10 protein-coding genes and 1 pseudogene are annotated in these 13,594 nt (G+C 53.7%); 10 read left to right on the top strand and 1 reads right to left on the bottom strand.

Annotated features, from left to right (window positions below):
• Positions 1 to 337 precede the first annotated feature (337 nt).
• Both KRAC_RS20350 and KRAC_RS20355 read left to right on the top strand, forming a co-directional pair.
• Complete coding sequence (locus KRAC_RS20350) at positions 338 to 526, top strand: hypothetical protein (RefSeq protein WP_007910262.1); 189 nt, start codon at positions 338 to 340, stop codon at positions 524 to 526.
• 51 nt (positions 527 to 577) lie between these two features.
• The gene (locus tag KRAC_RS20355) at positions 578 to 2,290 is read left to right on the top strand and encodes a GMC family oxidoreductase (RefSeq protein WP_007910263.1); all 1,713 of its coding nucleotides are present in this window, start codon (positions 578 to 580) and stop codon (positions 2,288 to 2,290) included.
• Between the two features lie 698 nt (positions 2,291 to 2,988).
• Here the strand turns inward: KRAC_RS20355 and KRAC_RS20360 are convergent.
• Positions 2,989 to 3,489, bottom strand: coding sequence for a cupin domain-containing protein (locus tag KRAC_RS20360; protein ID WP_007910269.1), 501 nt, complete (start codon positions 3,487 to 3,489; stop codon positions 2,989 to 2,991).
• Between the two features lie 317 nt (positions 3,490 to 3,806).
• Between KRAC_RS20360 and KRAC_RS79600 the strand changes: the two are divergent.
• The 8 genes and pseudogenes from KRAC_RS79600 to KRAC_RS20400 all read left to right on the top strand — a co-directional run.
• Positions 3,807 to 3,944: pseudogene (locus KRAC_RS79600) on the top strand (helix-turn-helix domain-containing protein); the annotation flags it as partial.
• Positions 3,945 to 4,229: 285 nt separating this feature from the next.
• A complete protein-coding gene (locus KRAC_RS20365; protein WP_052568459.1) occupies positions 4,230 to 5,204 on the top strand; it encodes a winged helix-turn-helix domain-containing protein in 975 nt (324 codons plus the stop codon).
• Complete coding sequence (locus KRAC_RS73785) at positions 5,185 to 5,445, top strand: hypothetical protein (RefSeq protein ID WP_169460919.1); 261 nt, start codon at positions 5,185 to 5,187, stop codon at positions 5,443 to 5,445. Before KRAC_RS20365 ends, KRAC_RS73785 begins: the two co-directional genes overlap by 20 nt.
• Positions 5,446 to 5,572: 127 nt before the next feature.
• Positions 5,573 to 5,995 (top strand): VOC family protein, encoded by a 423-nt coding sequence (locus tag KRAC_RS20370; RefSeq protein ID WP_007910271.1) that lies wholly within the window; start codon positions 5,573 to 5,575, stop codon positions 5,993 to 5,995.
• 197 nt (positions 5,996 to 6,192) lie between these two features.
• Positions 6,193 to 6,774 carry a TetR/AcrR family transcriptional regulator gene (locus tag KRAC_RS20375; RefSeq protein ID WP_007910272.1) on the top strand — a complete coding sequence of 194 codons (582 nt, stop codon included), beginning with the start codon at positions 6,193 to 6,195 and terminating at the stop codon, positions 6,772 to 6,774.
• A 142-nt stretch (positions 6,775 to 6,916) separates the two neighbouring features.
• A complete protein-coding gene (locus KRAC_RS20380; protein ID WP_007910273.1) occupies positions 6,917 to 7,693 on the top strand; it encodes an SDR family oxidoreductase in 777 nt (258 codons plus the stop codon).
• Between the two features lie 433 nt (positions 7,694 to 8,126).
• Positions 8,127 to 9,476, top strand: a complete 1,350-nt coding sequence (locus tag KRAC_RS20390; RefSeq protein ID WP_007910281.1) for a HEAT repeat domain-containing protein — start codon at positions 8,127 to 8,129, stop codon at positions 9,474 to 9,476.
• 780 nt (positions 9,477 to 10,256) lie between these two features.
• Positions 10,257 to 13,589 carry a PAS domain S-box protein gene (locus tag KRAC_RS20400; protein WP_007910283.1) on the top strand — a complete coding sequence of 1,111 codons (3,333 nt, stop codon included), beginning with the start codon at positions 10,257 to 10,259 and terminating at the stop codon, positions 13,587 to 13,589.
• Positions 13,590 to 13,594 lie beyond the last annotated feature (5 nt).

The raw sequence follows: 13,594 nt of genomic DNA on the forward strand, positions 1-13,594 counted from the left end.
TTTTGATGGAAAAATGTAGCAAACTTCTGCTATGCCTGTATTATCTTCTCAAATCCCCCCTTTAGAAAGCTCTACTGGTACACAACACTCGGGATGGCGTCAGATTCCCTTCCGCATAACCTCTCAGTGCGCTCTTTTCTGAAGATGTGACAGGCAGTGAGAAACAATGATAGACACATAACCATGAATAGATCAGAACAATGGTAGGTGCAATGGTAGGTGCAATGGTAGCCGATGTCCACTGACGTGTCCAGATACCACGAGTATAGTAATAGCTGTCGGACGTCTCCGAACATTCTAACTGCAGCGAAAAGATATCAGAAAGGTGAAACAACATATGAGTCACACCAACTTCAATGTTCTGGGAAAAGATGCCGTGAAGATAGCTCGCAGCGTGGACCAGGCGAAACTGGCAGAGACAGATCGCTGGGCGACACTCAGTTCCTCCACGAACTTCGATAGCAGCGAGGAAGAACACTTTACACACCTTGGTTTACCGCCATCGAGCACTGAAGAAAGAAAATAGCAGGTCGGAAAAATTACTATATTGGCAATCTTCATTATGAGAGGAAAAGAGATGAATACTGAGTTTAATCCTCCAAGAGGTACCGATAAAAGGAAACCCACTGAGAATGCAGCCCCATCTGGTCAGGAGCAGCGTAAAACATCTCATTTTGAGTCAAGCATACAAGCGGAGGAATTCGCTGCACGCGTGCGCCTCAACCAGAGCAAGCTACGTTCCCAGCTTAAATCGCAGTACGACTTTATCGTCTGCGGATCAGGATCATCCGGCTCGGTTGTTGCGAGTCGACTGGCCGAGAATCCTGATGTGAGCGTATTGCTACTCGAAGCCGGGGGCAACGATGAGGCTCCAGAAGTCATGGATGCGGACAAGTGGCCTTTCAATCTTGGAAGTGAACGGGATTGGAGCTTTCAAGCTCAACCGAGTTCCCTTGTCAATGGCCGCTCCGTTCCTTTATCAATGGGGAAAGTCCTGGGTGGTGGGTCCAGCATTAACGTGATGGTGTGGGCACGCGGACACAAAAGCGATTGGGATTTCTTTGCTTCAGAAGCCGGGGATCCAGCATGGAACTATGAGTCGGTGTTACAGATTTATCGTCGTATCGAAGACTGGCATGGCGCTCCTGACCCCCAATATCGCGGAACGGGTGGACCTGTCTTTGTCGAGCCAGCCCCCGACCCCAATCCGATTGCTCCAGCCATGCTTGAAGGAGCGCAATCCATTGGCATTCCGATTTTCGAAAATCAGAATGGGCGCATGATGGAGGGAGATGGCGGTGCCTCAATCATTGATGTGCGAGCCCGCGGTGGCAAACGCCAATCCGTATTCCGCTCCTATACCTACCCTTTGATGGATCGACCCAATCTCACGGTTCTCACCCATGCCCTGGTGACACGGCTGACCTTCGAGGGAAAGCGAGCTACCGGTGTGGAGATTGCCTACAACGGCAAGATCCATCGTATATCCGCGGGCACTGAGGTTGTGTTATCGCTGGGCGCGATCCAGACGCCGAAAGTGCTGATGCAATCAGGAATTGGCGATCAAGCTGAATTGCAGCGTTTCGGTATTCCGGTCATCCAACATCTTCCGGGTGTCGGACAAAATTTCCAAGATCATCCAGCGTTCGACTGCGTCTGGGAATATGAGGAAGCCCTCCCACCGCGCAACACTATGGCCGAGGCCACCTTCTTCTGGAAAAGCGCTGCTGACCTGGAGAGCCCAGACATACAGACATGTCTGGCGGAAGTTCCCAAGTCGAGTGCGGAAAATAGTGCACGCTTTGGTATGCCTGCCCATGGCTGGACCTTGTTCGGTGGCATTGTCCGTCCGAAAAGTCGGGGATATTTGCGGTTGACAGGACCCGATCCGAGCGATCCCGTAGAAATTGAGGCCAATTTTCTCTCACATCCGGATGATCTGAAAGCGGCAATCGCCTGCGTAGAACTGTGTCGAGAGATCGGAAACTCAGCCGCGCTGCGCCCATTTAGCAGACGTGAGGTCATGCCAGGCAACCTGAAAGAAGCTGAACTCGAACGTTTTATCCGTGATGCAACGATGACCTACTGGCATGAAACATGCACAGCGAAGATGGGCCGCGATGCCATGTCAGTCGTTGATAGCCATCTGCGCGTGTATGGCATCACCAATCTGCGCATTGCGGATGGCTCGATCATGCCACGGGTGACCACGGGCAATACGCAGGCTCCCTGTATCGTCATTGGCGAGCGTGCTGCCGAGATCATACAAGCTGAGTATCAGCTTGTATAGACTGAGCTACCTGGTTTTGTATGCCTGACCCGGGTCAGAGATACATTCAGCATGAGTTGCAGCATTGAGAGATACTGTGACACTCCGCCGCGACTGAAGTCGCGCGGCTTCTTTCGCCTCTCTTCTGTACGCGATGTGCTGAGAAATGTAGCGTGGCTACGACTCGGCGTACATCGTAGTGGAGGAGGAAAAGCTGAGAGGATGCATCCATCCATGCATGGTCTCTCTTGCGCGGTGCCAGGCGCGTTGCTGCTCTCATACCTTTCGAGAAGGGATAGATGGCCCACAACTCTCGTTTTCAGCGTCCTGGAGAGACGCAACACCCGCCTCTTTCGAGGCTCACTCCTGGGGAACGTACCCTAAAGGCGCGGAGGCTTTTCCTTGGCGCTATTCGTTCGGTGACGTGACACTTCCTAAAGCCGTGGATTGGATACCCGTGCCTTCGCACGTCGAAATAGCTGAGACAGTGGGAAACGCGGTAACGTTTTTACGCATGGCCCTTCGCCATGCAACCCGTACGTTATTCAGTTCTCAAGGTACTACTGATCAATTCTTTTCGCGTACAGAAAAAACGGAAGGGCAAGGGCTAAAGCCGCAAACGCCTAACCACGGGATGAATCCCCGTGGCTTGCGGCGGGCTGAAGCCCTTTTCTGTCAGGCTCTTCCATAGGAGAGTCTGACAGCGCTTGAAAAGCTCTTTATGAAAAGCTCATATTGATGCCAACGGCAGCGTTCTCTTCCGGAGAGGCGTTCCAGTATCCATAGCGTTCAGAGACCTCTAGCAGATGCGCAAGCGCTTCAGGGGTTGGCATCTGAGGGACGCCTTTCCATGGCAGGGCAGTCTCCTCAAAAAAATGTCCCATCTTTTTGGTCGTCGTGATAAGAAAGGTTACGTTTCCAGAGGAAGTATTGCGCCAGGCATGGGTTGCATTACTGGGTATATGGATGAGGTCACCCTCTTTGCTCGGGACCCACTCATGTCCATTTTCAGTGATCTTTAAACACTCAGCGGTTCCAGAAAGGATGAAAAAGTCCTCAGTATCAGGATGACGGTGCATCGGAACAAAGACACCTGGAGGAATAATCCCTTTCATCACACAGAAATCGCTGCTCTCATCACTCGGAGATACCAGGTACTCAACCGTTGGGCCGAAGACATCAAGTATGGCACCAGTTGTAGGATTTTTTTCTGGATTCATGTATGTACCTTCACTATTGCATGGAGTACGGCTGACACTATATAGCCAGCACAGACTGCAGTATCAAAAACACGACAACCAACAGGATCGTCTTGAACAAACAAGCAAACCCATTATAGGCAAGTTTGCGTTTGCCTCAGTCAGCATCTCTATAGTAAGGCATGGATGAGCATGCAACAATGACACCTGCCTGACAGAGATGTGACAGAAAAAGTGGGATACTATCCAGCCTGCACCTGACAGTTCATGTCTATGTAAAATACTTTCTTCCCTCATTAAAAGGATATGATGTTTTCGTGAAAAACCACCCGTTACGCATGGAAAGAGAAATTCGCGGTTGGTCTCAAGCCAGGGTTGCAGAAGCAATCAACACGAGCGTACGTTCCATTATGCGGTGGGAGCAGGGAAAGGTGCTACCCCAACCGTTTTATCGCGAGCAGCTCTGCATACTTTTTGGCAAAAACGCCCAGGAATTGGGCATACAACCGTGCGCTGAAGCCCGCGCATCGCTGCAAGCATGTGCTTCAACCTTCTTGCCCTCGGCACATCCAGAAAAAAAACCATTAACACATGTATTTTCTGCAGGACTTGATGCCCCACACCCCCTTGCCGGTTCAACCGCATGTTTCGTTGAACATCCGTTGCTTTCAACAAAGATCAGACTACCAGTGCCAGCACACACGGTCATTCACCGCATACGTTTGACTCACCTTTTGACACTCGGAATCCAAAAGAGACTGATGCTCGTTTCTGCGCCTGCGGGTTCGGGAAAGACAACCTTGATCGCCGAATGGCTCAAATCCACTGCACGCACGGAAGCGGTGGCCTGGATCTCACTGGATGAGGAGGATAATGATCCCAGGCGCCTCTGGTTGTATGTTCTGACGGTCCTGAATACCTGCCAGCCCAATCTCTATGCTCCGTTGATCGATGCATTATACTCAAAGCATATCGATGACTGGTACGCTTTCTTAAAGTATGTGCTCAACACACTCCTCAAGAGTAAGCGACCCATCATATTGGTGCTCGACGATTACCATAGTATTACCAATCCGGTCGCACACGAGACAGTTGCGTATTTCCTGGAGCACCTTCCCCCCCATGTCCATCTTCTTATCTCCACACGCAACGATCCACCCTGGTCTTTATCGCGGCTACGCGTGCAAGGCAGCATTCAAGAGATCCGCACAGATCAACTCAATGGAACAGAGGAAGAGGTCGAGGCCTTTTTTTCACAGACCATGCAGGTACAGCTTCCACTCTCTGTCATTACTGAAATAACAAAGCGCACTGAAGGATGGTTCGCTGGCATTCAATTACTGGCCCTCTCTTTACGCGAGGGGACAAATGTCACCACGATGCTTAACCTATTGGATGGGAGTCAACGTCCCATTTTCGATTACTTAATAGAAGAGGTTTTCTCTCGCCAATCATCTGTGATCCAGGATTTCTTGCTCCAGACCTCCATTCTCGAATGCCTGGATGCCTCCAGTTGCGACACCATACGAAACGCAGGGGACAGTCAAGAGATACTGGATACATTGGAGAAAACCAATCTCTTTATTGTTGCGCTTGACCATCAGCGCCAGTGGTATCGCTATCATCACCTTTTTGTACAGGCATTGCGCACTCGCCTTGAACGAACCTATGATGAACAGACTATACGTGCATTGTATAAACGGGCAAGTATCTGGCATGATCAGCATGACGGATGAGGGCAAGGGAATCATCAGGGCAGGCACATGGGAAGTGAAATGGAACCTGCTGAGTACTGAATCCTCCGACGCCTGCCAGTATACTGAGTCCTGTCGGATGCGCTCCATGCCAGTCCTGTATGACTGCGGAGGGCCTCCGATAGCAGATGTACAAACGGATGGCAAGCAGAGAGCGTGTGTTGGCTGCGGGGACTCGATAGCGCGTGCCTACGCAGTGCGAGCTTTCGGCATTCTTCCTTGAAAGCGATGGCGTTGACATCGCGACACATACGACACGGTATCGAGTTCGTTTGTAGCATAATCGTTATATTGACACCCAGAGCTGAGATACGACCTCGGCTCAATGGAATACCCAAGGAGGCAGAGAAATGGATCTGAAGCTTGAAGCCATCGTTATTCCCGTCTCGGATGTGGATCGTGCGAAAAAGTTCTATGAGGAGGCCCTGGGCTTCAGGGTAGACGTCGACCGCCGCAGCGGAGATAACTATCGCATCGTGCAGCTGACACCGCCGGGATCGGAATGCTCAATCCAAATCGGCACCGGGATCACTCAGGTGACACCAGGCACATACCAAGGGACGTACCTGATCACGTCCGACATTGAGGCCACGCGAGCTGAGCTCGTTGGTCGTGGAGTGGAGGTGAGCGAACCCTATCACTTCGGACCGCAAGGACAGACACCCGGCATCGACCCTGAGCGAGCTAGCTACAACAGTTTCATGTCGTTCAGCGACCCGGACGGCAACGGCTGGTTGATTCAGGAAGTCAAGCAACGTGCTCCCGGACGGTAATGGGCTCAGCCTTCCAGGCATCGCTTGACGAGCCGAGCAATCATCTGATGTAACATGGCACAAAACGGCAAATCATTTTGACCATCCGCATGGCTTATTGGGAGATTTTCGTTATCAGCGATCCGGCTCCTTTTTTCTTGACTTTTCATTCCAGAATGAGATATACTCTCTGTCAGTAGGAGAAAGGGACATCTTGTATGGCACGACCGAAAGCATTTCTGCCGGATCAGGCACTTGAGAAGGCGGTCAACTTGTTCTGGCGACAGGGCTATGAGGGATCATCTATTGATGACATTGTGCAGTGTACGGGTCTTGGACGTGGGAGTCTCTATGATACCTTTGGGGACAAACATGCCTTATATCTGGCTGCGCTTGATCGCTATTGTGTGACAGGTGGAGAAAAGCTGACGACACTGCGCCTCCAATCAGGATCTGTGCGCGACATTTTTCAGGCCTTTTTTCAGGCGCTCATTGAGGAGGCGCTTGCTGATCCTGAACATCGTGGCTGTTTTCTGGTGAATGCGACCCTGGAAATGGCCCCACGTGATCCAGAAGTGGCCAGCAGAGTGCAAGCTGGACTCGACGACACCAGGGAGGCATTTTATCATGTTCTCATCAAAGCGCAAGCTTCAGGTGAACTTGCCTGGACGCGCGATCCCCACCAACTGGCACACTACTTACTGAATGCGTACCTGGGTCTGCGCGTGCTTTCGCGTACCAATCCTGATCGTCGTCTGCTTGAAGATATCGTCACGACAACGCTATCAGTGCTCTCCTAATTTTTTTACCCATAATTCTGGAATTTTAATTCCAGAATTATGGGTGACTCGAAGCAAGAGGGCATTTGGCAAGATGACAGGTTGTTCTCTTTTCAGCTTGACAGTCTTGTTTGTTTTTCGTTTCTTGAAAGGAAAGAGTGCTATGAACACACTTGAGGGAAAAGTGGCCTTAATTACCGGTGGAAGTAGCGGCATTGGTCTGGCGACTGCCAGAGCATTTCACGCGCAAGGAGCCCGTGTCGTTATTTCAGGACGAGATCGCCAGAAGCTCGAAGCGGTCGCCGCCCAATTGGGCCCTGATGTTGTGGGGGTTCCCACAGATGTCACAAAGCTCAGTGACCTTGGCGCTTTGATGGCACGCACGCGGCAAACCTTTGGCAAACTGGATATTCTGTTTGTCAATGCAGGCGTCGCCGACGCCAGGATGCTTGCAGAGACGGACGAAGCGTTCTTTGATGAGCTGATGGATACCAACTTTAAAGGAGCCTATTTCACTATTCAGAAGGCATTGCCCTTGCTGAACGACCAGGCTTCGATTATTCTCAATGGTTCGATCAACGCGCTGGTGGGGATGGCCGGCAGTTCCGTGTATTCGGCCAGCAAAGCGGCGCTCCACTCCCTGGCGCGCACGCTCTCGGCTGAGCTCATCGGGCGCGGCATCCGTGTCAACACGATCACCACCGGACCGACCGAGACGCCAATTATGAAGCGAGCGGGGTATCCGCCAGAGGTGATTGAGGCTCACCTCAAGACGCTTGCCAGCCAGGTGCCAATCAAACGTCTGGGTCACCCAGAGGAAGTGGCAAAGGTCGCGCTCTTCCTTGCTTCCTCCGACTCCTCCTTCGTTGTGGGAGCCGAGATCGCTGCCGATGGTGGAATCACAGCCAATATCACACCTTCACCAGTACAGAACCAGTAACGTTCTTTGCCACGCTTTCTCTCTCAAAAGAGAGAAGTGTTTACCCATGCGGAGTGTCACATCAAGTATATAGCCATACTTGATGCCATGGGGGAATTGCTCCTCATTCGCGGTGGTTTGAGATCCAGGCCGCTGCTTCCAAAGGCCACGCTCGGATTTCATCTCCACTGGTAGCGCAAAACTCAGATACCGAAAGCGCAAGACTTAGGCTCTCCACTGCATTTGGTGCAAGATGAGTTTATCTCACTGCGATCCATTCCTTTGTTCACAAAGAGCGAGAGCAAGGGCTTGCTCACTGATGAGCCGAGCAATCACTCCACCGCGGCTTGTTTCTTGCGGCCTCTCCCAGGGTTGATCGCTCGTCGCGGATTGCAAAGGGGCTTATTGAAGTGAGAAGATGGGGCGTTGTCGATTGAAACAGGAGGAAATCTTTATGGACGATCTTCGCCCGCCACCATTGTTCGAGCAGACGACCGTGTATCAGCTCGCGTCCATCTGGTTGAACCCAAACGAGGATCAGGTTGTGCGTGAGTGGTTGTTGTCCCTCACCCATCCAGATCCTGAACAACGCCTGAAATCAGCGGTCTTTTCTCTCAGACAATCACGCGATCCACGCATGATCATCCCATTGCTGGTGGCTTTGCATGATCCAGAGAGTCGCGTGCGGAGAGCAGCTGCCCATGCCTTGCTCTTTTTTCGAGATCGACGTGCCGTCGAACCACTCATTGCTGTTCTGCGAGATGCAGGGGCACGCAGTTCAGCGGCGCTTGCGTTGGGATTATTGCATGATGGTCGTGCGGTGGAACCACTGTTAATTGTCTTTCAGGAGGATATTGCCCGTCGGCAACAACAAGCAGAGGCCAGAGGGAGATTGCTCTCTTCCGACCATGATCTGGAGATGATGATCGGGGCTCTGGCCATGCTTGGAGATCGGCGGGCGGTCGAGCCACTCATCGCAGTTTTGCCAAAAGCTGACTGGCATATGACAAGTTGCGTTGCCCGCGCACTGGGTCAACTGCAAGACCGTCGTGCCATCGAACCGTTGCTGGCAGCCTTACAGGAGATGCTGAGACAGGCTCAACAGGTAAAAACAGCGAAAGAAGGAAAAGATCTGTGGCTCCGGCCAGAAGAACTCTTCCGGGCTCTGGGAACGTTTGGGGAACGGCGCGCCGTGGAACCCCTGATGACGTTTCTGGCACAGACTCGCCTGCGTGCGTGGGATCGAAAATGGGCCATTGATGCCCTGGGCCAGATCAGAGATGAACGAGCCGTCGAGCCATTATGCGCCGTGTTGCGTGAGAAACCGCTCGTCACGCGTGTGGCCTCAGCCAGAGCACTCGGTTTGCTCGGCGACGTGAGAGCCGTTGAGGTTCTCTGTTTAGCCCTTCAGGCACGCTCCGCGCACCTTCGTGCGGCAGCGGCCAGGGCGCTCGGTCAAGTAGGAGAGAGCCGGGCGGTTGAGCCACTGATGGACGTGTTGCAGGATAGTCGCATATCGGTACGACGAGCAGCACTCTGGGCACTCTGCCAGATGGGGGATGAACGAGCAGTTGAGCCGTTGATTCGCCTCTTGCAACAGGGATCAGGCCCGCAGCGCCGGGCCGCCGCAAAAGCACTGGGCAGAATTGGGGATGAACGAGCAGTTAAGCCACTTGCCACTCACCACGATCAGGACCGCACCGTCCGAACAGCCATACGGAAAGCGTTAGAGAAGCTCAGACCAACGGCAACTTTGGGGGAGGCCGCAAGAAACACGCTGCATGCAGACGCCACCGTGAAGTGATTGCTCGGCTCATCAGTGAGCATATCCTCGCTCTTTGTGAACAAAGGAATGGATCGCAGTGAGATAAACTCATCTTGCACCAAATGCGGTGGAGAGCCAGACTTATGTACAATCCATAGCTGGACACGATATGCGCCAGTACCCGGACATTTTATTGGTAAATGCCCTGAAAAGTGGAACTGTCTCAATTTTGGTGAAAGCATATGAGAAACAGCAGTTTGAGTTCTTCTTCTGTGCTCGAAGAAAAGACCTGGAAGATTCAATAAGCTCATCAATCACCAAATTTGAGACAGATCCGAAAAGTAAGCACCTTTTGACCTCAAGGGTAGCACTTGCCCCGAAACGTGAGCAGCTCAACCATTGACGAGCTGTAAAATAGCTCCAGATGCGGATGGTTGTGTACAGAAGGTGTAAATGCATGTCGAACGACCACAGAGCAAGAGGACGAGGCGCATTTCCCAAGGTTCCCTGCCAGGTGGTGCGGCTGCGACGCATACTGTCTTCGGGCGGCCAGCGTGACGCTCGGTGGAAAAAATGGTATGGGTCACAGGGAGATGTTAAGCCTCTTTTCTACAAGTACCCCTGAGGTTTCTACGTCTCAGTGCTGTACATAGCCCGATAGTACTATGCAGAGGATGAGCGATGTCACCGGTCTCCCATGGTACGGCTTGCTTGTGGCTCGAATATATCACATCATTTCAAGAGAGTTCTTGAGGTGAGAGCAAGTACGCATCTTCGCTACCAGGGATGGGGACACGTGAAAGGGACAGTGACCGCACTATGCCGAATCCAAAGCCGACCGAGCGTCTTACTCCCGCGTTGAGCGAGACGCTCCTTACCCTTCTTGAGACGCTTCCTGGTGCCTTGTTTGTCGTCGATGATGCCGCGACGATTGTGTATGCCAATGCGAGCGCGCAGACGCTCACTGGAGCCACACGAGGGGAATTATTGGGCAAGCCCTTGTGGCGCGGCGCTCCCCACCTGGTGAGCACCGTGCTATATCAGGCCATCCAGCGGACCACACAGACCCGAGCACCAACCGAAGTAGAGTATGTGTCTCCCGTGAAAGAGACCTGGCTGCACGTGCAGCTCGCTCCCACGGTTAGGGGGCTGATAGTACAGGTCCACCAGGGGAGAGCCGCAGCCCTCCGAGAGGCGCCGGTTCCCCAGGGCGAGTATCTCTCCATCGAGGACCTGGATGGCCTGTATAGCAGGATCGGCGTTCTGACCCCTGAGGGGATCGTCCTGGAGATCAATGAGGTCCCTTTGGCGGAGGCGCAGATCCGACGCGAGGAGGTCCTTGGCTACCCGCTCACCGAAACTCGGTGGTGGTCCTTTTATCCGACCAGTCAAGCACAGCTGCGCGCCGCCATCGCGCGAGCCAGCAGGGGGGAAACCGTGCGGTTCGAGGCGGTGGTTCACCCCAGAGAAGGGATGGACTGTCACCTGGACGTCGCGATCTCCACCCGCATGGATGCGGATCACCACATAGCGTACCTCGTCATCGCCGGAATCGACATCACCGCGCGCAAGCGAGCCGAAGCGGAAATCCATGCCGTCATCGATGCCATTCCCCAGCTGGTCTGGACCGGGCAACCGGACGGCTCTATCGACTATTATAATCGGCGCTTGTGCGACTATAGCGGCCAGAGCACCGAAGAGGCCCAGGGGGAGGGATGGTTGCAGTGCCTCCATCCTGAGGATCGGCAACGCGTCCGCTCCGCGTGGCAGCGCGCTGTCCAGACCGGCGGGGTGTACGAAGCGGAACTGCGCCTGCGCCAGAGTACGACCGGGGAGTATCGCTGGTTCCTTGTCCGCGCCATGCCGGTGCGTGATGAAGCAGGCCAGATCGTCAGGTGGTTTGGCACCTGCACCGACATTGAGGACCAGAAACGGGCGGAGCAGCAGCTCAAAGAAAGCCGAGAGAACTTGCGCGTGCTGGCCGAAACAGTGCCGCAACTGGTGTGGGCAACTCGACCAGATGGCTGGTCGGAGTATTTTAATCAACGGTTTTGTGACTATACTCACGCCACGTGGGAGCAACTGTACGGCTATGGATGGCGCCAATTTTTGCACCCGGATGATTATGAGCGCACCCTGGCAGTGCGAGAGCACGCGTTCCGCACGGGCGTCCCCTATGAGGTCGAATTTCGTCTCCGAGAGGGCCAGACGGGCCTCTATCACTGGTTTTTAGCCCGCGCCATGCCGATGCGTGATGAAACAGGCCAGATCGTCAAGTGGTTTGGCACCTGTACCGATATCGATGAACAAAAACAGGCGGAGCAACAACTCAAAGAAAGCCGGGAGAGCTTGCGCGTACTGGCCGAAACGGTGCCACAGTTCGTGTGGGTGACCCGACCCGACGGCCTGCACGAATACGTCAATCAGCGCTGGCGTGACTACACCGGGTTAACGCTTGAGCAGATGCAAAGCGACCGATGGGCGTATCTCCAGTTCATCCATCCTGAGGATCGGCAACGCCACCGAGCCCACTGGCAGCATGCCCTGGACACGGGAATCATGTATGAGCACGAAGAGCGGATCAAAAATGGCCAGACCGGGGAGTATCGCTGGTTCTTAGCTCGCGGTATGCCAGTACGCGACGACGCAGGACAGATCGTCAAGTGGTTTGGCACCTGCACCGACATTGAGGACCAGAAACGGGCGGAGCAGCAGCTCAAAGAAAGCGAGGAGAACTGGCGGGTGCTCGCCGAAATGGTGCCGCATTTCATGTGGACGGCTCTCCCCAGCGGCCAGTTCGAGTACTTCAATCAGCGCTGGTTTGACTACATTGGACTCACGCTTAAGCAATTACAAAACGACCGTTGGGCGTATCTCCAGCTCATCCATCCCGATGATCGGGATGGCAACCGAGCGATCTGGCAGCATGCCCTAGACACGGGAGACATGTTTGAGTACGAAGAGCGTCTCAGAAATGGCCAGTCCGGGGAGTATCACTGGTTTTTACTCCGCGCCATGCCGGTGCGCGATGAAGCAGGACAGATCATCAAATGGTTTGGCACGTGTACCGACATCGACGACCGGAAACGAGCGGAGGAAGCCTTGCGCCAGAGTCAGGAGCGCGCGAGCATCCTGATGAACTCCAACATTATCGGCATCAAAGTCATCGAAGGTGAACAGATTGTGGACGCAAATGACACCTTTATGCACATGACGGGTTATACTCGCGAAGATCTGCGTGAAAGGCACATGAACTTGTTACACATGACGGCGCCAGAGTATCTGGCTCGGACCCTCGAGGCCCATCAGGAACTTGCCGCCCAACAGTCGTTGACGCCTTATGAGAAAGAGTACGTGTGTAAAGATGGCAGTCGCCTACCAGTGCTCGTGGGGGGGATTGCCTTAGAGCATCACCCGCGTCAGGCAATCTGCTTTGTGCTGGATAACTCGGCGCGCAAGGAACTCGAGCAACGTAAGGATGACTTTATCAGCATGGCCAGCCATGAATTGAGGAACCCGCTCACCGCCTTGGCACTGCACACCAACTTGCTGCACCGGCAACTGGCCAGGCACGGCACGCTGGATCAGGCTCCGGCCCTTTCCGGTATGGAGACTCAGATTAACAAAATCTCCCGGTTGGTGGAGGAGTTGCTGGATGTCTCCAAAATGCAGGCGGGCAGGCTGGAGTATCGAGAGGAAATGATCGATCTGGATGCCTTGCTGCGGGAGATCGCTGACACCATGCAGCAAACCCATCCCAGCCATCGCATTCTGGTGGGCGGCGCCGTGCGGACCAGCCTGCTGGCGGATCGAGACCGGCTGGGACAGGTCTTCATCAACCTGCTCAGCAATGCCATCAAGTATTCCCCTGGCGCAGAGACCGTTGAGATGGATCTCTCCGCCTCAAGAGAGATGGTCACGATCCGTGTGCAGGATCATGGTCTGGGCATCCCACGAGAGCAGTGCGACAAGATTTTTGAGCGCTTTTATCGGGCCACTGGTTCCCGACAGCGAGCGATCCCTGGTCTGGGCATGGGACTCTACATTGTTGCGGAGATCGTCAAGCACCATGGAGGAAGCATCACGGTGGACAGCGAGGTCGGAAAAGGATCGACCTTTACGGTCATCTTTCCCAAAAAGAGGGCTGCCTGATCGTG

Origin of the sequence: Ktedonobacter racemifer DSM 44963 (genome assembly GCF_000178855.1) — a bacterium.
GTDB classification, from domain to species: Bacteria; Chloroflexota; Ktedonobacteria; order Ktedonobacterales; family Ktedonobacteraceae; genus Ktedonobacter; species Ktedonobacter racemifer.

What these genes read in the sequence shown, in the direction of transcription:
- KRAC_RS20350 (WP_007910262.1), top strand. Translation starts at nt 338, where the DNA reads ATGAGTCACACCAACTTCAATGTTCTGGGAAAAGATGCCGTGAAGATA.
- KRAC_RS20355 (WP_007910263.1), top strand. Translation starts at nt 578, where the DNA reads ATGAATACTGAGTTTAATCCTCCAAGAGGTACCGATAAAAGGAAACCC.
- KRAC_RS20360 (WP_007910269.1), bottom strand. Translation starts at nt 3,489, where the DNA reads ATGAATCCAGAAAAAAATCCTACAACTGGTGCCATACTTGATGTCTTC.
- KRAC_RS20365 (WP_052568459.1), top strand. Translation starts at nt 4,230, where the DNA reads ATGCTCGTTTCTGCGCCTGCGGGTTCGGGAAAGACAACCTTGATCGCC.
- KRAC_RS73785 (WP_169460919.1), top strand. Translation starts at nt 5,185, where the DNA reads ATGATCAGCATGACGGATGAGGGCAAGGGAATCATCAGGGCAGGCACA.
- KRAC_RS20370 (WP_007910271.1), top strand. Translation starts at nt 5,573, where the DNA reads ATGGATCTGAAGCTTGAAGCCATCGTTATTCCCGTCTCGGATGTGGAT.
- KRAC_RS20375 (WP_007910272.1), top strand. Translation starts at nt 6,193, where the DNA reads ATGGCACGACCGAAAGCATTTCTGCCGGATCAGGCACTTGAGAAGGCG.
- KRAC_RS20380 (WP_007910273.1), top strand. Translation starts at nt 6,917, where the DNA reads ATGAACACACTTGAGGGAAAAGTGGCCTTAATTACCGGTGGAAGTAGC.
- KRAC_RS20390 (WP_007910281.1), top strand. Translation starts at nt 8,127, where the DNA reads ATGGACGATCTTCGCCCGCCACCATTGTTCGAGCAGACGACCGTGTAT.
- KRAC_RS20400 (WP_007910283.1), top strand. Translation starts at nt 10,257, where the DNA reads ATGCCGAATCCAAAGCCGACCGAGCGTCTTACTCCCGCGTTGAGCGAG.